This window comes from Pseudomonas sp. GW821-FHT09C09 (assembly GCF_059418105.1).
Map to the genome: position 1 here is coordinate 1 of NZ_JBWKPF010000002.1, position 24,557 is coordinate 24,557.

Annotated in this window: 23 protein-coding genes, 1 tRNA gene and 1 pseudogene; 17 read left to right on the forward strand and 8 right to left on the reverse strand. The window is 59.7% G+C overall.

Annotated features, from left to right (window positions below; translation table 11 throughout):
- The 14 genes and pseudogenes from AC07NR_RS05030 to AC07NR_RS05095 all read left to right on the forward strand — a co-directional run.
- A pseudogene (locus tag AC07NR_RS05030) lies at window positions 1-513 on the forward strand (type VI secretion system Vgr family protein); the annotation flags it as partial.
- Window positions 510-5,162, forward strand: a complete 4,653-nt coding sequence (locus AC07NR_RS05035; protein ID WP_495077946.1) for an RHS repeat-associated core domain-containing protein — start codon at window positions 510-512, stop codon at window positions 5,160-5,162. The pseudogene AC07NR_RS05030 and the gene AC07NR_RS05035, both read left to right, overlap by 4 nt.
- Window positions 5,159-5,491 (forward strand): hypothetical protein, encoded by a 333-nt coding sequence (locus AC07NR_RS05040; protein WP_134826548.1) that lies wholly within the window; start codon window positions 5,159-5,161, stop codon window positions 5,489-5,491. The genes AC07NR_RS05035 and AC07NR_RS05040 overlap by 4 nt, the downstream gene beginning before the upstream one ends.
- Window positions 5,492-5,558: 67 nt before the next feature.
- Window positions 5,559-5,822, forward strand: a complete 264-nt coding sequence (locus AC07NR_RS05045) for a PAAR domain-containing protein (protein WP_305837924.1) — start codon at window positions 5,559-5,561, stop codon at window positions 5,820-5,822.
- Between the two features lie 136 nt (window positions 5,823-5,958).
- A complete protein-coding gene (locus AC07NR_RS05050) occupies window positions 5,959-6,354 on the forward strand; it encodes a hypothetical protein (RefSeq protein ID WP_495077947.1) in 396 nt (131 codons plus the stop codon).
- Window positions 6,355-6,602: 248 nt separating this feature from the next.
- On the forward strand, window positions 6,603-7,655 hold the full coding sequence (locus tag AC07NR_RS05055) for an isopenicillin N synthase family dioxygenase (protein ID WP_423205513.1): 1,053 nt from the start codon (window positions 6,603-6,605) through the stop codon (window positions 7,653-7,655).
- Window positions 7,656-7,682: 27 nt separating this feature from the next.
- Complete coding sequence (locus AC07NR_RS05060) at window positions 7,683-8,492, forward strand: MetQ/NlpA family ABC transporter substrate-binding protein (RefSeq protein ID WP_495077948.1); 810 nt, start codon at window positions 7,683-7,685, stop codon at window positions 8,490-8,492.
- A complete protein-coding gene (locus AC07NR_RS05065; RefSeq protein ID WP_495077949.1) occupies window positions 8,489-9,289 on the forward strand; it encodes a methionine ABC transporter ATP-binding protein in 801 nt (266 codons plus the stop codon). The genes AC07NR_RS05060 and AC07NR_RS05065 overlap by 4 nt, the downstream gene beginning before the upstream one ends.
- Entirely contained in the window at window positions 9,286-9,957 is a 672-nt protein-coding gene (locus AC07NR_RS05070; protein WP_495077950.1) for a methionine ABC transporter permease, read from the forward strand. Before AC07NR_RS05065 ends, AC07NR_RS05070 begins: the two co-directional genes overlap by 4 nt.
- Window positions 9,958-9,965: 8 nt before the next feature.
- Complete coding sequence (locus AC07NR_RS05075) at window positions 9,966-11,522, forward strand: sugar ABC transporter ATP-binding protein (RefSeq protein WP_495077951.1); 1,557 nt, start codon at window positions 9,966-9,968, stop codon at window positions 11,520-11,522.
- Window positions 11,515-12,540: an ABC transporter permease gene (locus AC07NR_RS05080; protein WP_495077952.1), complete on the forward strand. Its 1,026-nt coding sequence runs from the start codon at window positions 11,515-11,517 to the stop codon at window positions 12,538-12,540. Before AC07NR_RS05075 ends, AC07NR_RS05080 begins: the two co-directional genes overlap by 8 nt.
- A gap of 31 nt (window positions 12,541-12,571) precedes the next feature.
- Window positions 12,572-13,627 (forward strand): substrate-binding domain-containing protein, encoded by a 1,056-nt coding sequence (locus AC07NR_RS05085; protein WP_495077953.1) that lies wholly within the window; start codon window positions 12,572-12,574, stop codon window positions 13,625-13,627.
- A gap of 108 nt (window positions 13,628-13,735) precedes the next feature.
- A complete protein-coding gene (locus AC07NR_RS05090) occupies window positions 13,736-16,123 on the forward strand; it encodes a TonB-dependent receptor plug domain-containing protein (protein ID WP_495077954.1) in 2,388 nt (795 codons plus the stop codon).
- Between the two features lie 41 nt (window positions 16,124-16,164).
- Window positions 16,165-17,529 carry an APC family permease gene (locus tag AC07NR_RS05095; protein ID WP_495077955.1) on the forward strand — a complete coding sequence of 455 codons (1,365 nt, stop codon included), beginning with the start codon at window positions 16,165-16,167 and terminating at the stop codon, window positions 17,527-17,529.
- On the opposite strand, the gene AC07NR_RS05100 is transcribed toward AC07NR_RS05095, so the two are convergent.
- The 3 genes from AC07NR_RS05100 to AC07NR_RS05110 form a co-directional block, all read right to left on the reverse strand.
- A complete protein-coding gene (locus tag AC07NR_RS05100; RefSeq protein ID WP_495077956.1) occupies window positions 17,526-17,987 on the reverse strand; it encodes a DUF3574 domain-containing protein in 462 nt (153 codons plus the stop codon). The genes AC07NR_RS05095 and AC07NR_RS05100 overlap by 4 nt on opposite strands.
- 190 nt (window positions 17,988-18,177) lie before the next feature.
- Entirely contained in the window at window positions 18,178-19,209 is a 1,032-nt protein-coding gene (gene ahr / locus AC07NR_RS05105; protein ID WP_495077957.1) for an NADPH-dependent aldehyde reductase Ahr, read from the reverse strand.
- 51 nt (window positions 19,210-19,260) lie between these two features.
- Window positions 19,261-19,506 carry a hypothetical protein gene (locus tag AC07NR_RS05110; RefSeq protein ID WP_085708437.1) on the reverse strand — a complete coding sequence of 82 codons (246 nt, stop codon included), beginning with the start codon at window positions 19,504-19,506 and terminating at the stop codon, window positions 19,261-19,263.
- 163 nt (window positions 19,507-19,669) lie between these two features.
- On the opposite strand from AC07NR_RS05110, the gene AC07NR_RS05115 reads away from it, so the two are divergent.
- The 3 genes from AC07NR_RS05115 to AC07NR_RS05125 all read left to right on the forward strand — a co-directional run bounded on the left by AC07NR_RS05115 (window position 19,670) and on the right by AC07NR_RS05125 (window position 21,289).
- Window positions 19,670-20,314, forward strand: coding sequence for an ATPase (locus AC07NR_RS05115; protein ID WP_495077958.1), 645 nt, complete (start codon window positions 19,670-19,672; stop codon window positions 20,312-20,314).
- Between the two features lie 86 nt (window positions 20,315-20,400).
- Complete coding sequence (locus tag AC07NR_RS05120) at window positions 20,401-20,742, forward strand: hypothetical protein (RefSeq protein WP_134826561.1); 342 nt, start codon at window positions 20,401-20,403, stop codon at window positions 20,740-20,742.
- Window positions 20,743-20,896: 154 nt separating this feature from the next.
- Window positions 20,897-21,289 (forward strand): DUF1801 domain-containing protein, encoded by a 393-nt coding sequence (locus tag AC07NR_RS05125; protein WP_495078459.1) that lies wholly within the window; start codon window positions 20,897-20,899, stop codon window positions 21,287-21,289.
- A 51-nt stretch (window positions 21,290-21,340) separates the two neighbouring features.
- Here the strand turns inward: AC07NR_RS05125 and AC07NR_RS05130 are convergent.
- From AC07NR_RS05130 to AC07NR_RS05150, 5 genes are all read right to left on the reverse strand, one after another.
- A tRNA-Gln gene (locus AC07NR_RS05130) sits at window positions 21,341-21,415 on the reverse strand.
- 194 nt (window positions 21,416-21,609) lie between these two features.
- Window positions 21,610-22,059 (reverse strand): hypothetical protein, encoded by a 450-nt coding sequence (locus tag AC07NR_RS05135; protein WP_423205522.1) that lies wholly within the window; start codon window positions 22,057-22,059, stop codon window positions 21,610-21,612.
- Window positions 22,043-22,327 (reverse strand): hypothetical protein, encoded by a 285-nt coding sequence (locus tag AC07NR_RS05140; RefSeq protein WP_305837952.1) that lies wholly within the window; start codon window positions 22,325-22,327, stop codon window positions 22,043-22,045. The genes AC07NR_RS05135 and AC07NR_RS05140 overlap by 17 nt, the downstream gene beginning before the upstream one ends.
- A gap of 79 nt (window positions 22,328-22,406) precedes the next feature.
- A complete protein-coding gene (locus AC07NR_RS05145; protein WP_305837954.1) occupies window positions 22,407-23,870 on the reverse strand; it encodes a GDL motif peptide-associated radical SAM/SPASM maturase in 1,464 nt (487 codons plus the stop codon).
- Between the two features lie 99 nt (window positions 23,871-23,969).
- The gene (locus AC07NR_RS05150) at window positions 23,970-24,551 is read right to left on the reverse strand and encodes a DUF1842 domain-containing protein (RefSeq protein WP_423205524.1); all 582 of its coding nucleotides are present in this window, start codon (window positions 24,549-24,551) and stop codon (window positions 23,970-23,972) included.
- Window positions 24,552-24,557: the final 6 nt, after the last annotated feature.

Below are 24,557 nucleotides of genomic sequence, written 5' to 3' on the forward strand. Positions count from 1 at the left end.
GGCATCAAGGACGGCGATTACGAAGTCATCGATGCCTTGGGCAAAAGCATCAAGGGCAAGCTCGATGCCAAGGGCTTCGCCAGTGTTGCCGGCGCCGCACCGGGCCCGGCGCGGGTGCTGTTCGGCAAGGATCCGGCGGACACCTGGAGTGAAGGCAGCTACATCGGCAAGCCGGAATGGCCGTTGAGTCCACCGGGCGCGGAAGACGTGCCGAGTCAGGTGCAGGCGATGGTGGCGCAGGCGTTGCCGAGCAAGAACTGGGACATGTTGGAGAAGGGCAAGGAATTGGCACAGACAGGGATGGGTGCGATGCAAACCGCGCAGCAAGTGAAAGGTGTGATGCAGGGTGGGGTGGCCGGGTTGCCGAAGCTGGCGAGTGCGGCGATGCCGAGTGCGTCGGGGATTCTCGGGGCGGCGAGCAAGGCGGGCAAGTTGCCAACGCTTCCGGCTCCAACCCTGCCAAAAACTTCTATTAAAACCCCGGGCCTGCCGGCGGGTGAGATGCTGTCATGACCACTGAAACTGCTGTTGTGAAACGTGAGCCTCAGGTTGCGATCGTTCCACTCAATACCGTTGACATCAAGGATGTAGGACGTGGCGCTGCGGTTTTTGACGCATGGCTGCAATCGATCAGTGGTGGTGTGGTTACTTTGGATCGCATCAAGAATGTCGCGGGGGCCTTGCCTGTCATCGGTAACATCATGGCACTGGTCGATGCCTTGGGTGACATTGTAACTCTGGCCAAAAGCAAGCAACGTGAAGTGCTCGACTGGGTCAGTCTGGGCATCAACTTGATCGGTGTGCTGCCGGCACCGCCGACAATGGCTGCAGCTCGTATGAGTTTGCGCCCGACGCTGTTCCTTGTACGTCAGGAGTTACGCAATAGCGCCAAAATGCTGTTGGGTGATTCGATGATCGAGGTGTTGGTCGGGCATTTGAACGCCACAATTGTTGGTACCATCGATGACTTTGTAAAGCAGGCCCAACCCAAGCTTGCGGGTATTCTCAACGATGCGGGCGAACTGGGTCAGAGTGCAATTACCGAAATCGCCAAAGGTCTGGAGACAACGGTCAATGGCAATCTCAACGCTAAGGGTGATGTTCAGGCAGCCAGACAAAAGTTGAGCGCCGCAGGCGATCAGTTGCTCAATGATCCGAAAGCTGCGATCAGTAATATTTTTGGTGCAGCATTCAGTGCCTATAAAGCAGCTGGAAAAGGCGTAGCCAATAGTGCGGCGAAGAACCTTCTTCCGGAGCAAGCCAGGCAGTTAGTGATCAAACACACCACTTCGTTAAAAGCGCTGGGTCCAGAGTTGCGAAGCCAGCTGAGTAAATTGGCCGACCCTGGCACACGGCATTCAATCGGTTGGTTGATTCAGGTATTGAGCGGCGCTGTCACCAGTTTTCGCAAACGTCGTGGACACGGGCAAAGTGCAGTCCTCAAGCCAAATGCAACCACCCAAGCCAAGCATAAGGCCGGCGAAGGTCGTCTTGAAGCCAGCAGTCGTCAGGCACCGGCATCAGCGAATTGCAACAGCTGCAAAAACGGCGTCAAGGCAGGTACCGGAAACAGTATCAGCTTCGCTTTGGGGTCAGAAAGCCTCAGCCATGTTGACTTTCGTTTGCCTGGACCGTTTTCGATCGAGTGGGTGCGTACCTATAGTTCACGACTCGACGCTTACGATCAAGGTGAAATGGGCGCTCGGTGGATCACTGAATTTACGACGCGTCTGGACTGTGTCGACGAGGGGTTGCAGTTCCACGATATAGATGGCCGTAGTCATTTCTTCCCTTTACCGAAAGTCGGACAGTTTCATTACGACGCGATAGAAAACATCACGCTGGTTCGAGTAGATGAAACTGAGCTGCTGATATGCCGTGGCTTCGAGCGACGAGAGTCCTATGTTCGAAGTGGACAGCGTTATCTGTTGAGTGGCGTTGTCTTGCGTAGCGGTGCGGGTATCAAACTGCATTATGAGCACCGCCATGGGGACACGCCTGTGCTGTCCGACCTGATGACATATCAGGGCGATGTTACGAATGTCCTCACGCATATCGGCACAATGATGGATGAGCACGGGCGCCTTGCGGGGTTCTGGGAAATTTGCGAGGGTCAACCAGAGCGTCAACTGTGTGCGTATCAATACGACACCAACGGTGACCTCATTTTGGCTCAAGATGAGAATGGCGCAGTCTGGAATTATCAGTATCAACACCATCTGATCACACGCTATACGGATCGAACCGAACGAGGCATGAACATCGAGTGGCTTGGCCAGGGACCCGATGCCAAGGCCATTCGGGAATGGGCGGATGATGGCAGCTTCGACACCCGACTGGAATGGGACGAAAACATTCGTCTGACTTACGTGACCGATGCCCACGGAAACGAGACCTGGCACTACTACGACATCCTTGGCTACACCTATCGTATTCGTCACCCCGATGAGCGTTCCGAGTGGCTGTTCCGGGATGACGCAAAAAACCTGATCAGGCACGTGCATGCCAATGGCAGCACAGATCGTTATAGCTACGATGAGCGAGGTAATCTCCTCGAACATATTCGAGCCGACAACAGCGAAGTGCATTTCGCTTACGACGATCAAGACCTGTTGACCAAGATCAGTGATGCCGAGGGCGGACAATGGCAACACGGCTTTGATGATCAAGGCAATCTCGTCGAGACCACCGACCCGCTAGGGAACAAGACCGAGTACGCCTACAACGCGGCGGGCGTACCAGTCGCTATCAAAGATGCCAACGGAAACGAAAAAACCCTTGAATATAATGACCTTGGACAATTGGTCAAATACACCGACTGCTCTGGCAAGAAGAGTGCCTGGGAATACAACTCGCGTGGGCAGATGGTTTGTTTCACGGACGCCTGCGGTGAAAGCACTGAATACGAATACCATGCAGGCCAGTTGGTACTGATCAGACATCCCGACGGTACCGAAGAGCGATTCGATCGTGACGCAGAAGGCCGGTTACTTGCGCATACCGATGGCCTCGCCCATTGCACTACCTGGCGTTACAGCACCGCAGGTCTGGTGATTGAACGAGTTGACGCAACTGAACAGATCCTGCGTTACAGCTGGGACACGTTGGGTCGGTTGACCGGGCTGGAAAACGAGAATGGTCGCTCCACGGTATTTCGATATGATTCGCTTGGACGTCTGTTGGCCGAAACAGGCGTCGATGGTCGTACCTCTCACTATCAGTACGATCTCGAAACCGGGCGTCTGGCACGCATCATCGACGGCGAGCGAATAGTTTCATTCAGCTATGACCCGATGGGGCGAGTGACAGGGCGTCAAGCCAGCCAGGGGGACCAGGTACAAAGTGAGGCATTCGCCTACGATGGTAACGGCAAGATGGTGTTGGCCGAAAACGCCGATAGCCGCCTGCAGTTCTTTCATGACCCAGCCGGCAATCTTCAGCGCGAGCACCATCACTATCTTACATTGGAAAAACCAGCCGTCGCCGTCTGGCGGCACGACTACGATGCGTTGAATCAACGTGTTGCGACCCTTCGTCCCGACGGGCATCGTGTCAGCTGGCTGACTTATGGCAGTGGTCACCTGTTGGGTATGCGGCTTGATGATCACGAGCTGGTCAACTATGAGCGCGACGACATGCATCGAGAGGTGGCTCGCCATCAGGGCAACCGCCTGGTGCAATCGCAAAAGTGGGATCCGTTGGGGCGCCTGCAGGAGCAGTTGATCGGTCGGAGCGATGACAAAGCGACCCTGCTCAAACGTGATTATCATTATGACGCTGCGGCACAACTTTCCGGCATCAATGATTCGCGTCGCGGTGCTCACACCTATCTCTACGATCCTGTCGGGCGGTTGCTCAGCGCGATGACTCGCCATGGTGAGGAAACTTTCGCGTTCGATCCGGCGGGCAATCTGTTGGAGAACAAAGCCACAGAAATGCGCGGGCCGCTGGATCTGACCCCACAGCACAACAAACTGGCCGACAATGTGTTGCAGGAGTACGCCGGCACTCATTTCGAGTATGACAATCGTGGCAACATGATTCAGCGCTGGAAAAGCGACAATCGCAGCCAGATGAAATGGGACCTGTTTGATCGCCTCGTGCATTTCGAAGACAACCGCCTTGCGGTGGACTTTGCTTATGACGCGCTGGGCAGGCGCCTTTACAAAAAATCCGTTGCACACTTCAAACGCCGGCCGGAGGCGGGTTCTCAGTGGAATCGCAATGAATATTGTCGCGTACAGCGTGAACAGGGTTGCGGTTTTACGCTCTATGGCTGGGACGGTGATAATTTGGCCTGGGAGAGCAGCCCGGATGAAATGGATGGAACACCCGGTCGGACGATTCACTACGTTTTTGAACCCCAATCCTATGTTCCTCTGGCGCAGGCAGTACGTCATGTATCGATAAACCTGTCTGAAGTGCCTGAGTTCAATGGTGAATACAGTCTGGAAAATGACCCGGTCTGGAACAACGAATCCATCGCGACACCGTTTGATACGTTGGCCTGGTACCAATGCGATCATTTAGGAACACCACAGGAGCTGACGGATGCTCAGGGACAGATTGCCTGGAGTGCGCAGTACAAGGTTTGGGGCGTTGCCACGGAACAGCGTTCAGAATGGGCCCGACAACACGGGATCAAGAACCCGATAAGATTCCAGGGTCAGTATCATGATCATGAGACCGGTCTGCATTTAAATCGCTATCGATATTATGAACCCGAAACAGGACGCTTCATCAGTAAGGATCCTATTGGCCTCGCCGGTGGCTTGAACCTGTATCAATACGTGCTCAATCCATTGACTTGGGTTGATCCGCTGGGTCTCTCGGCCTCTTCGGATCTACCTCGCATGAAGGGAACGAGCACCCGTCGCGCAGGAAGTACATTGACCAATGCCGGTTTCACAAAAACCAACGATAATGGCATCAATCAGAAGTGGAAGCATCCCGATGGGTCAGAGGTCAGGGTTCATAAATACGGGAACCAGAATCCTTGCCCTTACAAGTCAGGCAATAACGCGCATATACATAAAGAAGACCCCTCCGGCAATCAGCTGGACGATCGTGGGTCGGTATCCACCGACCCAAACAAAACACACATCGGCATGCGCAACCCTGCCGACCTACCGACTGTTCGACACAGGCCCCACGGATCATGAGTTATGAATACAAGGTGGTGTTCGACGACACCACCTCTGCCAGCAAGGTAATGAAGGAAATAGAGGACAGCGATGCATGCGTTCGCGCGCAACAGCCTGGCGACCTCTACCTGAAAGATCAGTCGCTCAACAGCAGTGCTGATTATGACGCTCGAGTGATCTATGAAAGTGAGAGCGTTCTGTGGCTTCAGGTCAATTTCAAATCATTGAGCCTGTACCAAACCATGCTCTCGGCGTTGGGCGACAGCGACTATAGATGTCTTGAGGATGGTGATGACGATGAAGAGGTGCCGCTCAAGGAAGCATTTCGCATCAAGGGCAATGCTTGAAGAACGCTTGAGTTTCTGAATTGTGCGTCAGTGCAAATAGACAGGCCATGGTCAAAGGAATGACAACATGAAAGACGCAATCCGCCTCGGTGACTCCACCACCCACGGTGGCAAGGTGCTCGAAGCCTTTTCCCGGACCGATCTCAACGGCAAGCCGATTGCCGGGGTCGGCCACATGGTCAGTTGCCCATTGTGCAAAGGGGTTTTCCCGATTGCCGAGGGCAGCAGCACCTACACCGTCGATGGCGTGCCCATCGCGCTCGACGGCATGAAAACCGCCTGCGGTGCAGCGTTGATAGCCAGTGGACCCAAAGGGGCCGTGGTCAGTTGAATCCATATCTGTGCATTGATTGCCATCTCCCATGAAGCGGCCTTTTCGGCGCGTCGTTTGAACAAAACACGCTTCAACCAAAACAAGTTTCACCTCAAAAAGAGCTCAAAACGCTCGAACATTTAAAGGAATAAATATGAAGACCGCTTCTTTGATTCTTGCCATGGCAGCCGCGTTTGGCACCCACTCGCTCGCCCACGCCGAAGGGCAAGACGCCGCCACCCTGAAAGGGATTTACGACAACGGTCGCAACGTGTCAGGCCTGATCAAAAGCTGTGTCGACAAGGGATTCCTGAAAGCGGACAGCACCGAGAACGCCAACAAGATGGCCGCATTCGTCGGCAACATGCCAGGTGATTTCGACAAGCGCGACGGCGACAAGAACGAACAGTCTGGCCGTAAAGGCGAAGTGTTCACGGATGGGGAATACAAGAGCCTGGAAAGCAACCTGCCGCCGAACCTCACGCTCAAACAATGGTGCGAGCAAGCGGATCAGGGCATGCGCGAAGGGCTGAAGCGCGTCGGTCTGTAGCCGTCAGCCCATTCAGGACCGGCTGCAACGGCAAGTCGATTGCCGCAGTCGGTCTTCAGGTCAGTTGAGCCCCCGATATACAGGCCTAAGCTAATGCAAAAAAGATATTTGTTCGGAGTTTTATATATCGTTTAGTTTTTATTCACAGACGAATCAAAAGCATCAAACCGACAGACCCCCGATTGCCATGACGGCACACGCTGAATCGATCACAGGCTCTTCAGGTTTGATTCACACGGGAGTGAATCATGCCGCATACCTCAAACATCACCGCGTTACCCATCCTCGACTTGTCGCAGCTCGACGGTACGCCGCAGCAGCGCCAGGCCTTTCTAGATGACCTGCGTCACGCCGCCCGCGATGTGGGTTTTTTCTACCTGACCGGCCATGGCATCGACGCCAATCTTCTCAAGCAAGTACAGGACCACGCCCGCCAGTTTTTCGCCTTGCCCGACAGTGAAAAAGCCGCTGTCGGCATGATCAATTCGCCGCATTTTCGCGGTTACAACCGCGCCGCTTCGGAGATCACTCGCGGCCAGCCGGATCAGCGTGAACAGTTCGATCTGGGTGCCGAACGTGAGGTCTTGCCGCTGACGGCCGACAGTCCGCTGTGGGCGCGTCTGCAAGGGCCTAACCAATGGCCGCAGGCGTTGCCGCAACTCAAGCCGTTGCTGCTCGATTGGCAGCAAGCAATGACCCATATGTCGCTGCGCCTGCTGCGCGCTTTCGCTCAGGCGCTCGCGCTGCCGGAGAACGCCTTCGACCGGTTGTACGGCGACAAACCCAACGAACACATCAAGCTGATGCGCTATCCGGGGCAGTCCTCGACGGCGAGCAATCAGGGCGTCGGCGCGCACAAGGATTCGGGTTTCCTCAGCTTCCTGCTGCAAGACCGGCACGCCGGTCTGCAAGTGGAAATCGAAGAGGGACGCTGGATCGACGCGTTGCCACGGGACAACACCCTGGTGGTGAATATCGGCGAGCTGCTGGAGCTGGCCACCAACGGCTATCTGCGCGCCACGGTGCATCGCGTGGTCTCGCCGCCGGCGGGTAGCGAGCGCTTGTCCATCGCGTTTTTCCTTGGCGCGCAACTCGACGCGGTGGTGCCGCTGTACCCGCTGCCGGCGGTGTTGCTGCGCGAAGCGCGAGGCCCGGCGAGCGATCCGCTCAATCCGCTGTTCCGCGATGTCGGCTGGAACTACCTCAAGGGCCGGCTGCGTTCGCACCCCGATGTGGCGCGTCGGTTCTATGCCGACGCCTTGTTGCCCGAACCAGCGGCTCGCAAGACCGCAAACGCCTGATCCATCACTCGCTAAAGGATGCTCCCCATGTTGAAAACAGCAGGTTTGACCCTGGCCGTCCTCGGCGCGCTGGTGACTTCGTTCAGTGCTCAAGCGCTCGAGCCGTTGCGGGTTGCCGCCGACCCGGTGCCCCACGCGCAGATTCTGGCCTACATCCAGAAAATCGATCCGCAACTGAACCTCAAGGTGATCGAAATTCCTCAGGGCGTGAACTCCAACGAGCTGCTGGTACACGGCGATGTGGACGCCAATTACTTCCAGCATCTGCCGTACCTGCAATCCCAGGAAAAGGCCCTCGGCGAAAAGCTTGCGGTGGCGGCCACGGTGCACATCGAACCGCTGGGCATCTATTCCCACCGCCACAAAACCTTTGCCCAGGTGCCGGACAAGGGCACCGTCGCGGTGCCGAACAACGTCACCAACCTGAGCCGCGCGCTGTACCTGTTGCAGGACAACGGCCTGATCAAGCTCAAGCCCGGTTTCAATGACCCGGCGGCCGATCAGGCAACGCCCAAGGACATCGCCGAAAACCCGAAACACTTGAAGATCCTCGAAATCGAATCGCCGCAACTGCCCCGCGCACTGGACGACGTGGACCTGGCGGTGATCAATGGCAACTACGCGCTGGAAGCCGGGCTGGTGCCGGCCAAGGATGCGCTGGGGCTGGAGAAAGCCGAGCACAATCCTTACGCCAATATTCTGGTGACCACGCCGAAACTGGAAAACGATCCGCGCATCCAGCAACTGGCCAGGGACCTGACCTCGCCGCAAGTGGCCAAGTACATCGCTGAGAGCTTCAAGGGCTCGGTGATCCCGGTGGCGGATGCCAGGCCATGATTGTCGTCGAGCAGTTGAGCAAGACCTATCCGTCAGCATCGACCCCGGCGCTGGACCAGGTATCGCTGAGCATTCCCGATGGCGCGATCTACGGGATTCTCGGGCGCAGCGGCGCGGGCAAATCGACGCTGCTGCGTTGCCTCAATCTGCTCGAACGTCCGGACGCCGGGCGGATTTTGCTGGATGGCGAAGACCTCACCGCGCTGTCCGATCAGGAACTGCGTCGTCAGCGTCAGCGCATCGGCATGATCTTCCAGGGTTTCAACCTGCTGCATTCGCGCAATGTGTTCGACAACGTCGCGGTGCCGCTGGAAATCGCCAAGGTCGCCAAATCACAGCGCCACGAACGGGTTCGGGAACTGCTGGAGCTGGTGGGCCTGAGCGACAAGGCCGAAGCCTTTCCGTCGCAACTGTCCGGTGGGCAGAAGCAGCGAGTGGGCATCGCCCGGGCCTTGGCGGCACGGCCGGCGTATCTGCTTTCGGACGAAGCCACCAGCGCCCTCGACCCGGAAACCACCGCATCGATTCTGGAACTGTTGCGTGACATCAACCGGCAACTCGGTTTGACCATCGTCCTGATCACCCACGAGCTGGACGTGGTCAAGTCGATCTGCGATCACGCCGCGTCCATGGCCAACGGAAGGCTGGTTGAGGCGGGACCGGTCGCCAGACTGCTCGCCGACCCACAGTCCTCACTCGGCGCATCACTGCGGCCCAGTTGCGGTTTGCCGCTGGGGCACGACGCGCCCGGTTTGAGTTTTCTAAGGCAATACGGCGTACGGGCGGCCCACTCATGAACCGCGTGATCGACTGGAATGAAATCCTGCAACTGGTGCTCAACGCCACCGGCGAAACCCTGTACATGGTGCTGCTCGCCGGGCTGTTCACCCTGTTGATCGGCCTGCCGCTGGGGGTGCTGCTGTTCATCAGCCGCCGTCAGGGTTTGTACCCGTTGCCCCGGATCAATCAGGCACTGGGCGCGATCATCAACCTCGGTCGTTCGCTGCCGTTTGTGGTGATGCTGATTGCCCTGATCCCGCTGACCCGTCTGGTGGTTGGCACCACGTTGGGCAGCACCGCCGCCGTGGTGCCGATCACCATCGGCGCCTTTCCGTTTTTTGCGCGGATCGTCGAGAACGCCCTGGACGAAGTCGAAAAGGGCCGCATCGAAGCGATCCTCGCCATGGGCGGCGACATCCGTCATGTGATTTTCAAAGTGCTGCTGCCCGAAGCGCTGCCGGCCTTGCTGGCGGGCATCACCCTGACGCTGGTGATGCTGATCGGTTTTTCCTCCATGGCTGGAGTGATCGGTGGCGGGGGACTGGGCGATCTGGCGATCCGCTACGGCTATCAACGGTTCAACAATGAAGTGATGGTCGCCACGGTCGTGGTGCTGGTCATCCTCGTTCAGGGCGTGCAGAGCCTGGGTGATCGGCTGGTTCGTTCGCTGGCTCATCGACGTTAAGGAATCTTATGAGTGCACCTGTCGCCGTGGCCTCCGAGCCGCTGATTCGTGTCCGTGAGCTGAGCAAGACCTTCGGCTCGAACCGTGCGCTGGATCGGGTCAGCCTGGAGATTTTTCCCGCCGAAGTGGTGGCGTTGCTCGGCGCCAACGGTGCGGGTAAATCGACGCTGGTGAAGATCCTTGCCGGTAGCCAGTCGGCCGACAGCGGCGAGATTCAGGTCGACGGTCAGCCTCGGCAATTCAACTCGCCGCTATCCGCTCGGCGGGTCGGCATCGTCGCGGTTCATCAGCAGATCAACGAGGGCATCGCACCCGGTTTGAGCGTGGCGGAAAACCTGCTGCTCGACGAGTTGTGCCGCCCGGACGGCGACTTCTGGCTCAACCGCAAACGCCTGCTGGAACGTGCCGCGAGCATTGCCGCCGGCCTCGGGCTGGAGTTGCCGCTGGAGCAACCAATCGAACATTTGGGCCAGGCCGAACGGCAACTGGTGGTGCTGGCCCGCGCCTTCGCTCTGCAGCCACGGTTGCTGATTCTCGATGAGCCCACGGCGGCGCTGTCGGACGCCGAAGCACAACGCTTGTTCGGTCTGATCGACACGCTGCGCAGCCGGGGCGTGGCGATCATTTATATCTCCCATCGTCTGTCGGATCTGCAACGGGTGGCGGATCGAGCCATCGTCCTGCGTGACGGGCAACTGGCCGGCGAATTCAGTGCCCGGCAACTGCCTCAAGCGCTGGAAGCCATGCTTGGTCAGGCGCTGGAGGCGCACGTCTACACGCCGCGAGCCACAGGGCGCGAAGTGCTGAAGCTGCGCGAAGTGAAACTGCTGCCACGCACGCAAGCGTTTGACCTGACCTTGCACGAAGGCGAAGTCGTAGTACTGACCGGGCTGCTCGGCGCCGGCAAAAGCGAGATCGCCGAAGTGCTGTTCGGCCTGCGCCAACCCTTGTCCGGATCATTGCAACTGGACGGCGCCGACTGGCAACCGGGCTCGCCGCGGCAGTCGATCCAGAGCGGCGTGTTCTTCGCTGCCGAAGACCGGGCCAGTCAATCGCTGGTGCCGGATTTTTCATTGCGCCGAACCCTGACCTTGCCGTTTCTCGAACGCTTCACCCGTGGCGGTTTCATCCGCAACCGCGCCGAAGCGGCAGCGGTGGAGGCGCAGGTCGCGGCGCTGGGGATCAAGACTGCCGGTATCGATGTGCCGATGAGTGCGCTGTCCGGCGGCAATCAGCAGAAAGTCGTGCTCGGTCGCTGGCTGCTCGGCGAGGGCCGGGTGCTGATCCTCGACGAGCCTTTTCAGGGCGTCGATGTACGTGCCCGACGCGAGATCGGCCAACTGCTGCGCGACAGCGCCGATGGCCGCGCCACGCTGGTGATCTGTGCGGATGTCGATGAAGCCCTGGAAATCGCCGACCGGATTCTGCTGGTACGTGATCACGCGGTGGTCGCCGACTACCCGCGTGCCGGTCTGGATCGCGCCGTTCTGGTAGCTGCGCTGGCCGGCGACGATCCGCAGAATTCTTTTGTTCAAGCCGCGCCAAGGAGTAGAGCGAGTGCCTGATTCGAGTTCCCTGTTGACATCCGCCCCGGCCACTGCCGAGCGCTTCGTGCAAGCGCTGATCCGCTACGGCCTGTTGTGGGTGCTGGCGTTGATCGTGGTGTTTTTCAGTGTGGCGGAGCCGGCGTTTCTGCGGGTCGGCAATCTGTTCAGCATCCTGCAGTCGGTGTCGATCGTCGCGCTGCTGGCATTGGGCGTGACGCTGACCATGGCCGTCGGCGGGCTGGATTTGTCCATTGGTGCGGTAGCGGCCATGAGCCTGATGATCGCCAGTTACGTGATGGTGGTGCTCGGCTGGGGAGCGCTGCCGGCGGTGCTGATCAGTCTGGCCGGCGGCGCGCTGGTCGGGCTGCTCAACGGCTGGCTGATCGTGAAGATGCGCGTGCCGGACATTCTCGCGACGCTGGGCAGCATGTTTCTGGTGATCGGCGTGCAACTGATTCCCACGGGCGGGCGCTCGATTGCGGTGGGCATGACCCTGCCCAATGGCGACGAAACCGAAGGCGCGTTCAGTGCGCTGTTTCTCGCCCTTGGACGTGGACGGTTGTGGGACGTCGTGCCGATTCCGGTGTTGATCACGGCGGTTGTCGCGCTGGCGGTGTGGCTGTTTCTCGAACGCACACGCATCGGCCGGTTGTTCTATGCGATTGGCGGTAACGAGCAGGCGGCGCGCCTGGCCGGTGCGCCGGTGCAGCGCTTCAAACTGCTTGCTTACGTGCTGTCGGCGTTGCTGGCCTCGCTCGGCGGAGTGCTGTTGGCGGCGCGGTTGGGGCGCGGCGATGTCAGCTCCGGCAACGGTCTGGTGCTCGATGCGCTGGGCGCTGCACTGATCGGTTTCGCCGTGCTCGGGGCGAAGAAGCCCAACGCCTTCGGCACGCTGGTCGGTGCGCTGCTGGTGGCCTCGTTGCTCAACGGCCTGACCATGCTCAACGCGCCTTACTACGCGCAGGATTTCGTCAAGGGACTGGTGCTGGTGCTGGCCCTGATGTTCACCTTCGGCCTCGCGCATCGGGCGCGTTGAGCCGGTTCATTGATGCTTCAAGGAACGATCCATGCACGGTTCAATCAAGCAGTTCGCACGTCATTGCCTCACCGGCGCCTTGCTTTCGGTTCTGGCGCTGAATGCCCAAGCCAAGGCCTTGCCCGGTGCCCCGGCACCGTTCGATAAAGGTCAGGTACAAATTGCGCTGGTGGGGTATCTGTTCTCCGGGGATTTCCCCGAAGCCTACCTGCGCGGCGTCGAGAAACAGACCGAAGCACTGGGCGCCAATCTGCGGGTATTCGATGCCCGGCAACAGGCGGCCAGTCAGGGCGAAATGATCGATCAGGCGGCCGACCTCGGAGTGGACGGGATCATCGTGCAACTGGGTCTGGCCGAAACCCTCAAGGGGCCGATTGACCGTGCGCTCGCCAAAGGCATCAAGGTCGTTGCCTTCGACGTCGATCTGAACACACCGCAGGTGACTCAGGTCGAGCAGGACCACCACGCACTGGCGCGTCTGGCACTCGATCAAGCGGTGAAGGACAACGGCAACCGCTTCGACGCCGGCTACGTCTACATCAGCGGTTTCACACCGATGGAGCGTCGCGACGAGATCTGGAGCCAGGTCAAAAAGAGCAATCCGGGGATTATCGAGAAGGCGCGGTTCGGCACGCTCAATCCGCCGATTGCCAACTCCGTGGCCGATCAGGCCAGCGCCGTGTTGCGCGCCAATCCGGGGATCAGCGTGATCTTCGCGCCGTTCGATGAGTTCGCCAAAGGCGCGAAAATTGCCGTCGACGAGGCGGGCCTGAGCAGCAAGGTGAAGATCTACAGCGCCGACATATCCACCGCCGACATCCAGATCATGAAAGAACCCGACAGCGCCTGGGCGGCGACGGCGGCGGTCAATCCGCAAGTGGCCGGCGCGATCAGTATGCGCAGTCTGGCGTTGCTGATCGCCGGCGAGAATCCGGGGCACAAGGTGCTGGTGCCGCCGACCTTGATTACCCGCCAGCAGTTGCTGGATCTGGATGTGAAAAACGTCCGCGATCTGGGGCAGAAACTGCCGTCCTTCGGTGATACCGCCAATGTCGCGCGGGCGCCGTGGATTCCTGTGGCGAACTGAAAATCCCAACACCCAAAAAACTACAGCAGACATTTGCCGTGCACTGACTGACGACTCCTTTTTTGTCGGCAGCGGACGGGTATTAGCTGCGATAAAAGGAGCTGTCACATGATTCACCGTTCCCGTTCATTACTGGCTGTCGCTGTTGTCAGTGCGATCTGGCAACTTCCCGCACAAGCCGAGGACACTTCCACCCACATCGACGATGACACACGGTTGGGCACCGTGCTGGTCACCGGCACCCGGGGCACGGCGCGCACGGTACTGGATTCGCCGGTGCCAGTGGATGTGCTGACCGCCGAAGACCTCAAGTCCGCCGGTGCCGCCGACGGCGAACTGGGCGCGGCGCTGCAGACGCTGCTGCCGTCGTTCAGCCTGCCGCGCCAGTCCAACTCCGGCGGTGCCGACCATGTGCGCGCCGCACAACTGCGGGGCATGAGCCCGGATCAGGTGCTGGTACTGGTCAACGGCAAGCGCCGGCACACCTCGGCGGTGGTCAACGACTCGTCGAAAATCGGCCGTGGCACGGCGCCGGTGGACTTCAACTCGATCCCGATCAGCGCCATCAAACGCATCGAAGTGCTGCGTGACGGCGCCGGTGCGCAGTACGGTTCCGATGCGATTGCCGGGGTGATCAACATCATCCTCGACGACGCCCCAGAGGGCGGCGAAGTGTCCACCAGCTATGGCGCGTATCACACCCATCAGGACGCCATCGGCAAAACCACCACCGACGGCCAGAACAGCGTGACCACCGCCAAGATCGGCACCCGACTTGGCGAGGAGGGCGGATTCATTCGTGGCGGCACCGAGTACAAGAATCGCAACCCGACCAACCGCGCCGGTTTCGATGGTTTTGCCGACACGCCGGGCCAGCGCAACTATGTGATGGGCGATGGCCTGGCGCGGGACGTGAACCTGTGGTTCAACAGTGAGCTGCCGCTGGCCGGCGGCAAGGCCTACAGCTTTGGCACCTACAACCAGCGCCATACCACCGGCGCCGAGTTCTACCGTTATCCGTCGGAGCAGCCGCAGTTCTATCCCGACGGCTACCTGCCGCAATCCCTGGGCGACAACACCGACATTTCCGCCACCGCCGGTTTCAAGGGCCTGATCGGCGACGATTGGGACTTCGACAGCAGCCTGACCCATGGCCGCAACCGCTTCGAATCGGCTACCCGTCGCACCCTCAACGTCAGCCTCGGTGCGGACTCGCCGACCCGTTTTGACACTGGCGATTACGAGCTGCGCCAGACCACAGCCAACCTCGATTTCAGTCGCGAACTTCGCCTCGGCGGCCGCTCGTTCGTACTGGCGCTGGGTGGCGAATATCGCTACGAGAATTACCTGACGTTCGCCGGTGACGAGGCCTCTTACATCGGTTCCGGGGCTGACGGCGCCAACGGTTTGCGTCCGAGCGAAGAGTCGGATCTGGACCGCAATGTGTTCGGCACTTACGCCGAATTGTCCGGTGATCTCACCGACCGGTTCTTCGTCGATGCCGCCACCCGCTGGGAGCATTACGACGATGCCGGCAGCAAACTCACCGGCAAACTCAGTGGCCGCTACAAATTGACCGAGCAGTGGGCAGTGCGTGGCGCGGTGTCGAACAACTTCCGTGCACCTTCGCTGGCGCAGAGCGGCTTCCAGAACACCACCAGCAACTTCGGCGAGGGCGGCACGCTCACCGACATTCGTGTGCTGTCGGTCAACGACCCGATTGCCCGGGCACTGGGTGCGCAGAAGCTCGATCCGGAAACCTCGAACAACTACAGCCTCGGCCTGACCTTCCAGTTGAACGATCGCTTTGACGCCTCCCTTGATGTGTTCCGCATCGACGTCAAGGATCGCATCACGCTGTCCCAGCGCATCGGCAGCGACGCACTGGAAAGCTACATCAATGACAATTTCGGCGTGCCGGGCGTGCACGACGTGAACTTCTTCACCAACGCCGCCGACACCAGCACCCACGGTGCGGAACTGGTGCTCAACTACCATCAGCCGTTCTACGAAGGGCAACTGGGGCTGACCACCGCGTACACTTACAACCACACCAAGGTCACCAGCACCAAGGGCACGCCGTCGCAGCTGACTGCGCTGGGGATCGGCAACGATGCGCTGGTGGGCGTCGAGGAAACCAACACCCTGACCGATGCGGCACCCAAGGATCGCTTCGTGTTTTCCGCCAACTGGGTCAGCGAACACTGGGGCTTGCTCGGGCGCCTGACCCGACAGGGCGAGACCACCCGGGTGTTCGATTTCGGCGACTCGCAGCCCGAACAAACCTATGGCGCGGTGTGGCAACTGGACGCCGAGGTGACCTACAAATTCACCCCGAAATTCAACATCGCCCTGGGCGGCAACAACCTGACCGACAACTACCCGGAGCGCTCCGGCTCGGCCATCAACTACGGCGGCAACCTGCCGTATGACGTGCTGTCGCCGATCGGCACCAACGGCGCTTACTACTACGCCCGCGCCACTTACGGCTTCTGAGATTTGCCGCCATGGATGGCGGACCTTCTGCAGGATCACGCATGAGTAAAACCAACGGCCCTCAACGCCATTTGCCGGTATTCCAGGCGTTGCTGATCACCCTAGGCATGGTCATCACTACCGATATTCTCAGAACCGCGCCGACCGTTGCGTTGAACGTCGGGCCGGAACATTTCTATTGGGTCTGGGTTCTCGGCGGACTGGCGTCGATGGCCGGGGCCCTGTGCTTTGCCGAAATGGCCACCGCGTTTCCGCACTCGGGCGGTGACTATCATTTTCTGCGCACCGCCTACGGCGAGCGCATGGGTTTTCTGTTCGCCTGGTCGCGCTTCTCGGTGATGCACACCGGGTGGATCGCGTTGTCGGCGTTCATGTTTGCCGATTATTTCAACGCGGTTTTTCCGCTGGGACAGTACGGATCGGGGCTGTTTGCCGGCGCGATCATTGCGGGATTGGTGTTGCTGAATCTGACGGGCAAGCACATCGGTTTCATCACACAGACCGTGCTGGTCGGGCTGCTTGCTCTCGGGTTCCTGAGCATTGCCAGCGCCGGGGTCTGGCTGGCGTGGCAAGGGATCGAACCGACGCTGCCCAGCGATCCCGTCGTGCCCGAACACACCGGCGCGGCAGGGTTTTCCGCCGCGATGATTTTCGTGTTTCTGGCCTTCGGCGGCTGGAGCGATGCGGCGACGTTGTCCGCCGAAGTGCGCGATGGGCGGCGCGGAATATTCGTCGCCATGCTCGGTGCGCTGACGGTGTTGATGGCGATCTATCTGGCGCTGAATTGGGCGTTCGTCCAAGGGCTGGGGTTCGCAGGCCTGGCGGCGAGCAATGCGCCCGCCGTGGAGTTATTGAATCGCGCTTTCGGTGCGCCGGGGGTGATGCTGATCCTGCTGATGGTCGGCATCGCCGCCATCGCCACCATCAATTCGACCCTGCTGGTGGGCGCCCGTACCACTTACGCCGCCGCCCGGGACGTGCCGCAACTGCGTCGCTTCGGCGAGTGGGACGAGCGCGATGGCGTCCCGCGCAAGGCCTTGCTGGCCGAAGGCGCGGTGGCGTTGTTGCTGGTGTTGTTCGGCAGTTTTACCCAGAGCGGTTTCAACACCATGGTTGAGTACCTGACGCCGGTGTACTGGTTGTTCCTGAGTTTGAGCAGTCTGGCGTTGATTGTGCTGCGCAGGCGATTTCCCGAAGTGCCGCGGCCGGTCAGGGTACCGCTTTATCCGATTTTGCCGCTGCTGTTTTTTGGGTTGTGCGCTTACATGCTGTATTCGAGCGTGACGGTGGTGGGGTTGGGGGCTTTTTTGGGGATTGGGGTGTTGCTGGTGGGGGCGCTGGTGCTGGCGGGGTTGAGCCGCCTGGTGTCGACACCTCGGCAAGCTCTGCAGCAGACAGCGGATTAGAACGATACCTGGGCCGGCTGAGACAAACGCAACACCGACAAATCCCCCGTGATGCGCTTGTACGCCAAACGAATCGCCTCAATATCGCTCTCACGCTTCGGCCCGCTTTCGTGCAGGATCACAATCACCTTGGTCGCCAGCCGCTCAGGCACTTTCGCGTCATGGTCCTTCCACTGCCCGTAGGCGTCCAGCACGGTGAAACCGTCCGGGAACCGCGACGTCACTTCCTGATCGAGAAACTCGCGCCAGCGCGCGGGGCTCACCACACCTTCCTTGCCATCGATCGACCCCACCGAGAAATACAACTCGGTGCGCACCCACTGCGCCTGGGCCGGGCGCGTGGCATCGCCTTGCAGGGTTGAACTGGCGGGATCTTTGGTATGCACGGAAACGGGAGGAGGGCTGGCACAACCGGCGACTGCCAAAAACATTGCGGCCATCAACAGGCTTTTTTGCATGGAACGTCCTTTTTTATGAGTTGAGTGCAGGCGAGAGCCATCATAAGGGGCATCAGTAATAGCGATAAAAGATTAAAAAATGGCCGTCTGCTTGATTTACGGAATAAGGAGATAAGCGAGAAAACCATGAAACAGCGTTTTCTCCGGGCACAAAAAAGGCGCATGAGCGGTTAACTCATGCGCCTTTCATTCATTTGCTGGCGTTCAACACAATCCGATACCGCGCCTTGCCACTGCGCAGATGGTCGACCGCTTCGTTGACCTTGCTCATCGGAAATTCTTCGACCTGCGGCAGGATCTGATGCCGTGCGCAGAATTCCAGCATGGTCGCCGCCGTGGCAGGCGAGCCGACCGGGGAGGCTGACAGGGATTTCTGCTGCGGGATGAGGTTGAACACGTGCACCGGAATCGCATCGGGCACGATGCCGACGAAGTGCAGCCGCCCCTTGCCGCGCAGGGTGGCGAGCATGGCTGTCCAGTCGAGGTTGGCATTGGCGGTGATCAGCAGGAAATCCAGCGTGCCGGCAATCGCCTTCAGCGCATCGCTGTCGGTGGAGGCGACGACCTTGTGCGCACCAAGGCGTTTGGCTTCGTCCTGTTTGCTCAGCGACGAGGTGAACGCCGTGACGTCGCAGCCCCACGCATTGAGAAAGCGCAGCGCCAGGTGACCGAGGCCGCCGATGCCGACGACTCCGACCCGATCCGTGGGTTTGATGCCGAACTCCACCAGCGGGTTGAACACCGTGGAACCGGCGCAGAACAATGGGCCGGCCAGCGCGGGATCGAGATTGTCCGGGAGTTTCAGCGCCCAGGCCCAGTGAGTGCGCAGTCGATCAGCGAATCCGCCGTGGCTGCCGATGATCGTGGGTTTGGCGGTGGCGCAAAGGTGATGGGAGCCGCCGATGCAGGAAGAGCAGTGCATGCAGCTGCCCTTGTACCAGCCGATGCCTACCCGCTGGCCGACTTCCAGTCCGCGAACCTGCGGGCCTGCACGCACGATGCGGCCAACCACTTCGTGGCCGGGAATGAACGGGTATTGGCTGATGCCCCAATCGTTGTCGATCAGCGACTGGTCGGAGTGACAGACGCCGCAGTATTCCACGGCGACTTCGACTTCTTCATCCCCGAGCGGGCCGGGATCGTAACTGTAACGCTCCAGCGGAGCGCCGGCCGAGGTGGCGGCCCAACCGGTAAATGTAGTGGGTTCGGTGTTATTGCTCATCGGACACCTCCAGGTCTGGCGCTGCGGGCGCAGCCTGAAGAGTCTAGCGGGTCATCGCGTATGCGCGAGCCAGGTGTCCAGCACGCGCCGGTCGAGTTCTTCCCAGTCCGCCATGCCCAGCACTCGCGTGGTGTTGAGGCCGCGCAGGTAACCGCGCAACTGATTGGCCACGGCCCGTACCGACTCCGAATCGTCCGCCGGCTGGCCCAGCACGGTTTCGTATTCGACGAGGTATTCGGCCACCCGGTCGCGGAATTCGGGCAGGACGGCATCGCGGATCAAATCAAAGGTTCGCACGGATAATCCTCATTTGTTTTCGTTGTGATCGAGTGTGCAGCAGTCTGCACGCTGCGCAACTATTGGTTCAAGTAATAGTGACCATCAAGAAACGCAAGTTCTGCTTTGCGGCCGACAGGCGGAAAATCGCCTCCATCGAAACGCAGCTCAAGGAATTTGCGCGATGAAGACTCTGACCCGACTGGCTTTGGTCGCCCTGCTGATGGGCGGGGTAGCCACCACTGCACCGACTTACGCAGCCGACGCCGGTACGTGCCATTTTCTTCCCATCGGCGGCGCCGGCAGCGGACTGCAGCACTCGCAAACCGTGGGTGTGCTGTACAGCGAAAACACCCTGGACAACCTGCAATACCTCGAGCGTTATCACGATGTGGCGGTGAACGGTGCCAAGGATGCGCTCGATGCGCGGATTCGCGAGGCCTTCGTCAACAGCTCCGACCCGGAACTGGCCATCGACTGGTTGATGAGCTCGCTGCAACAGCAGTTTCTCTCGGTGACTGTCTACGACAGCCTGGATCAACTGGTACAGGCCCATCCCGACGTGGTGGTGATGCTCGACACCCACAACCGTCTGCTGACCCAGCGCAACAGCCAGGTCGAAGCGCGGTTCGCCGCACGCTTCTACGACGCCAACCTGCAATACATCGGCAAGGCCGAAGGTGCGGTGGAGAAACAGCTGCCGTCGGTGTGGGTTCACAACAAGGCAGCGCCCGAGATCGCAGCCCAGATCGAAAAACAACGGGACCTGCAATTCAGCGCCTTGAAGCAGTTCGATGATTCGCTCAAGGCCCTGGTGAGTGCAGGCTGAACACCCGAATCAGAAATCGCAACGGCGGCGCCCGTGACGCTGAACGTTGCTTGAGAACCGAATCTTTTATTTTCAGGATTTTATCCATGCGTGCCTTTTTTATCCCTGCCATGGCTTCTGCCAGTTTGCTGCTGACCGCTTGCGCCTCCGCGCCGAATGACCCGACGCTGACCTTGCAGACTCACAAGACCCCGGCCCAGTACGCCGAATGCGTCGTGCCGAAACTGCAGAACAGTGCGATGAACCCGACTGTCTCCCAGACCCAGCGCAGCTACCGGATCGTGGTGCCGAGCAAAGTGTCGGCGGACAACGTGCTGGAAGCCTACAAGGCGCAGGACGGCGGCAAGGTGTTCTTGTACGAGCGCCACTTGCTGGCGTCGAGTTTCATGCCGTCGAGTTTTGAACGAGCCGCCCAGGAGTGCCTGTAACACCCGACGGTTAACGCTTTTGACGATGCTCCTTTGGTTGGCCGCAACCAACCAATTCCTTTGCCCCGCACCTTGCGGGGCTTTTTTTTGCCCGGCGTCTGGCGCAGTCGGCGCTACGCTGGATAGCGGACAAGGTTTTCGGGAGAACAAGGAGATGAAGAAGGACAGCGGTGGCGCGGCGACCGAGAATCCCTCGGCGCTGATCGACGCAAGAATCAACGAACTGAACGACTGGCGCGGCCAGAAACTGGCCGAAATCCGCGCGATCATTCACGAGGCCGATCCGGAGGTGGTCGAGGAGTGGAAGTGGCGCGGCGTTCCGGTCTGGTCACACAACGGCATCATCTGCACCGGAGAGACCTACAAGGCCGTGGTGAAAATGACGTTTGCCAAGGGCGCGGCGCTGGAGGATCCGTCGGGACTGTTCAATGCCAGTCTCGAAGGCAATACCCGGCGGGCGATTGATGTTCACGAAAACGACAAAATAGATGCAAAGGCACTGAAAGCGCTGGTGCGTTCGGCGATTACGTTGAATTCGAAAAAATGATTTGCCGTTGAGGCAGAGATGAAGCGGAGGAGGGTGAAACGAGGAAGAAAATGGCAGGGGCGGCTGGATTCGAACCAACGCATGGCAGGATCAAAACCTGCTGCCTTACCGCTTGGCGACGCCCCTGTAGCTATTGTGTTCAGTCCCGGGAGGACCTCTGCAACAGTGGGCGGCACTTTACCAGCGCTCTTGCGTTCTGGGAACCCCTGAAGCAAATAAATTTCATGGAAAACAGCTACTTATTTTCAAACCCGTGTTTTGTGAGCGTGTTTATGGGCTTTTTCACGGGTCGCAGGGTATTCAGTCCGGGTCAGGCGAAATCAGTCGCTGCTGCAACCGAGCAGAATCCAGCGTTGGCCTTGGGCGTGAACATCGAGCGCGAACTCCCAGAACACGGGATAGCCAGGGTGACCCTTTTTTAGCCAGAAAGTGCTCACCTGATCAGCCTGTTCAACGTGTGCGGCTTCCAGCAGTTTCCCGGCAAGGTGCAAGACCTCGGCTCGTTTCAGTTCCAGATCGATAGGGCCGGCGCCCTCATCGCCAGGGTAGGTCAATGATTCAATGACCAGCTCCTTTGCATCCTCGACGGACAACGGTGTCGTGCGATCCACCTCACAGTTGCCTGACACCGAAGCCCTGAGCGCATCGACCAATGACTGATTCGCGTCCAGAGGACCGTAAACGTTAACCCACACCTGATAATTCCACCCGTAAAGCAGGTGCTCCAATCGAAGGAAATCCTCGGGTCTGTTATCACTTGCTACCTGCATGAATGCTTCCTTTAACCAAGGTGTTTGCCACGAAACCGATTGCGCATTGATCGCAGTAAAGTCCGTTGATGAATTGCTCAAGCGGCGGGGCATTGAGCGAGCGCGGCTCGCACTCGTCTATGGCCAGTTGATCCAGCCGGCGATAGCCTGTTTTTTCTTCCTCGGGAAACAGCTTGCTCGGGCTGGCAGCGCCTATGAGGATACTTTTGGGGCGAACGGCGTGAGCCGAGCCGCAGCGAGGGCAGGCCTCTTCGCAGTCACGTTGCATGGCATGACCTGACACATAGAGAGAGGCCGCCAAGGATACAGATGTTCTTGACGGTGGTCTCTCCCGTGCAGCGTCCGGCTCAGCTCAACGTACTCGGCGCCACCCCCAGCAACCCCGTCAACGTGTTCATGATCGCCTGCTGACGAGCCCGGTCCGTCTGGTGCCTGGCCTCGGCCGCCGCGACGTCGGCGTGGCAGTGCGGGCAGATCGATTCATGGGGGTGGATGTATTGCAGGCAACTGCGGCACAGCGCCAGTTGCACGGGGATGCGTCCTTCCTCCGGCGACTTCTGGCCCTGATTGATCCAGGCGAGTTTGATCACCTGGCCGCTGTCGCTGACGCTGCTGACGTGTTCGCCGGTGTCGATGCGTTCGGTGATCAGGTCGAAACGGCCGACGGCGAAGGAGCGTTGCGCCGCGTCTTCGAGCTTGACGATGCGCTCGCGCAGTCCGCGCTTTTGCAGTTCCAGGGTGCGGTAATGGCAGTACGGGTTGTTGCCGGGTTTGCCCAGCAACGAGTGGGATGTCCATGTGCAACCGCCCCGGCAGACATCGTTGTAATAGCAACTGCGGCAGTAACCCCACAGGTCGTCGACCGAGCGCAGGCGGCCAAAGTGGATGCCTTCGCTGTAGTGCCAGATATCGTGCAGGCTCATGTTGCGCACGTTGCCGCCGGAGAAACCGACGGTCGCCAGTGACGGGCAGCCTTTCACCGTGCCGTCCGCTTCGAGCGCCAGTACGGTTTGACCCGCCGCGCAGCCGCTCCAGTGCACGCGCTCGTCACCGAAGCCGCGCCACAAATGTTCGTAAGGGCCGTAATAGCCGATGTTGTTGCCGACGTTCATCAGCAGGCCGCGATCCACGCCTTCGCGGTACAGCCGTGCGAGCAGCGGCATCACCTCCAGCAATTGATAGGGTTGCAGCAAGAGTTCCGGGTGATCCACGGCATTGCCCATGGCCACGGTGATCTGGATCTGCCAATGGGTGGCGCCGAGTTCGATGATGGTGTCCATCAACTCCGGCAAGTCAGGCAGAGTCGCTGCGCCGATCTGGGTGTTGACGCTCACCGCCAGCCCGGACGCCTTGGCCCGGCGCAGGGTATCGACTGCCTTGTCAAACGAACCGGGGACGTTGCGCACTTTGTCGTGCAACGGCGCGAGCCCATCCAGAGAAATTCCGACCCCGTTGAGGCCCGCATCGACTGCTGCCTGCATCTTCGCCGGCGTCAGGTTGCGTCCGCCGGTCTGGATCGCGCAGTACATGCCGTGGTCGTGGATGGCCTGGATCAGTTGCGTCCAGTCCTTGCGCAAATAGGCTTCGCCGCCGATCAGGGTGATCTCGCGGGTGCCGAGGGCCGCGAGGGAATCGATCACGTCGAGGCATTCACGGGTGTTCAGTTCATCGGGGCGTCGATGACCCGCGCGTGAGCCGCAATGCAGGCATTTGAGGTCGCAGGCCAGGGTGATTTCCCAGACCACGTGCACCGGCACGTAGCGTTTGAGATCGGTGTCACTGAGGTAGCGGGCAGGGCGGATGTCTGTCATGGGAGATCCTTGCGCACGGTCCTGTGCGCGGCACGATTGGACTGACCTTGAAATCCGGCAAGACGCCGGGCGCGAAGGATCGCGCCCGGCGTATGCGGTTTAGCGTGCTTCCAGTCGGGCAATCTCCGCGTTCAGTTGCTCAAGGGCACTGCGCAATGCGCCTTCGTGGGCCAGTTGCTGCTCACCCTGTTGCACGACGGTCTTGAGCTGTGCCAGATCCCCGCTGGTCTGGGCCTGTTGCACGGCAACGGCGTACAGCGGCACGTGTGGATGCGGCACCGGTTGCGGCTCCACGGTTTGAGCCTGATGCACCGCGACGTGTTTTACGACGTGCCATTGGCCTTGCTCTTCGTAGCGGTAGTCGGCAAAACCGCTGGCCCAATCACCGCCGAGAATGCCTTTGAGATGGAAGGTCTGGGCGATCTGGCTGAGCGGGCCGCTCGGGCTGCCGGCCAGGTTGAGGATAATGTGGTTCTCGACCGCCGAGGTCAGCTTGACCTGGCTGTAGTCGCCCCAGACCTGAGCCCGAAAATTGACGGTAGGCCAGGTAGCCTGAAATACACTGGCCACACCGCTGACTTTCTTGCTGACGGTGTTGACCAGCAGATCCAGGGTCAAGACAGGTGCGCCGAGTAAATCGTTTCTGACAATGAGGCGGGTATGGAAAAGTCCGATCGACATGATGCT

What these genes read in the sequence shown, in the direction of transcription:
- AC07NR_RS05035 (WP_495077946.1), top strand. Translation starts at nt 510, where the DNA reads ATGACCACTGAAACTGCTGTTGTGAAACGTGAGCCTCAGGTTGCGATC.
- AC07NR_RS05040 (WP_134826548.1), top strand. Translation starts at nt 5,159, where the DNA reads ATGAGTTATGAATACAAGGTGGTGTTCGACGACACCACCTCTGCCAGC.
- AC07NR_RS05045 (WP_305837924.1), top strand. Translation starts at nt 5,559, where the DNA reads ATGAAAGACGCAATCCGCCTCGGTGACTCCACCACCCACGGTGGCAAG.
- AC07NR_RS05050 (WP_495077947.1), top strand. Translation starts at nt 5,959, where the DNA reads ATGAAGACCGCTTCTTTGATTCTTGCCATGGCAGCCGCGTTTGGCACC.
- AC07NR_RS05055 (WP_423205513.1), top strand. Translation starts at nt 6,603, where the DNA reads ATGCCGCATACCTCAAACATCACCGCGTTACCCATCCTCGACTTGTCG.
- AC07NR_RS05060 (WP_495077948.1), top strand. Translation starts at nt 7,683, where the DNA reads ATGTTGAAAACAGCAGGTTTGACCCTGGCCGTCCTCGGCGCGCTGGTG.
- AC07NR_RS05065 (WP_495077949.1), top strand. Translation starts at nt 8,489, where the DNA reads ATGATTGTCGTCGAGCAGTTGAGCAAGACCTATCCGTCAGCATCGACC.
- AC07NR_RS05070 (WP_495077950.1), top strand. Translation starts at nt 9,286, where the DNA reads ATGAACCGCGTGATCGACTGGAATGAAATCCTGCAACTGGTGCTCAAC.
- AC07NR_RS05075 (WP_495077951.1), top strand. Translation starts at nt 9,966, where the DNA reads ATGAGTGCACCTGTCGCCGTGGCCTCCGAGCCGCTGATTCGTGTCCGT.
- AC07NR_RS05085 (WP_495077953.1), top strand. Translation starts at nt 12,572, where the DNA reads ATGCACGGTTCAATCAAGCAGTTCGCACGTCATTGCCTCACCGGCGCC.
- AC07NR_RS05090 (WP_495077954.1), top strand. Translation starts at nt 13,736, where the DNA reads ATGATTCACCGTTCCCGTTCATTACTGGCTGTCGCTGTTGTCAGTGCG.
- AC07NR_RS05095 (WP_495077955.1), top strand. Translation starts at nt 16,165, where the DNA reads ATGAGTAAAACCAACGGCCCTCAACGCCATTTGCCGGTATTCCAGGCG.
- AC07NR_RS05100 (WP_495077956.1), bottom strand. Translation starts at nt 17,987, where the DNA reads ATGCAAAAAAGCCTGTTGATGGCCGCAATGTTTTTGGCAGTCGCCGGT.
- ahr (WP_495077957.1), bottom strand. Translation starts at nt 19,209, where the DNA reads ATGAGCAATAACACCGAACCCACTACATTTACCGGTTGGGCCGCCACC.
- AC07NR_RS05115 (WP_495077958.1), top strand. Translation starts at nt 19,670, where the DNA reads ATGAAGACTCTGACCCGACTGGCTTTGGTCGCCCTGCTGATGGGCGGG.
- AC07NR_RS05120 (WP_134826561.1), top strand. Translation starts at nt 20,401, where the DNA reads ATGCGTGCCTTTTTTATCCCTGCCATGGCTTCTGCCAGTTTGCTGCTG.
- AC07NR_RS05125 (WP_495078459.1), top strand. Translation starts at nt 20,897, where the DNA reads ATGAAGAAGGACAGCGGTGGCGCGGCGACCGAGAATCCCTCGGCGCTG.
- AC07NR_RS05135 (WP_423205522.1), bottom strand. Translation starts at nt 22,059, where the DNA reads ATGCAGGTAGCAAGTGATAACAGACCCGAGGATTTCCTTCGATTGGAG.
- AC07NR_RS05140 (WP_305837952.1), bottom strand. Translation starts at nt 22,327, where the DNA reads ATGCAACGTGACTGCGAAGAGGCCTGCCCTCGCTGCGGCTCGGCTCAC.
- AC07NR_RS05145 (WP_305837954.1), bottom strand. Translation starts at nt 23,870, where the DNA reads ATGACAGACATCCGCCCTGCCCGCTACCTCAGTGACACCGATCTCAAA.
- AC07NR_RS05150 (WP_423205524.1), bottom strand. Translation starts at nt 24,551, where the DNA reads ATGTCGATCGGACTTTTCCATACCCGCCTCATTGTCAGAAACGATTTA.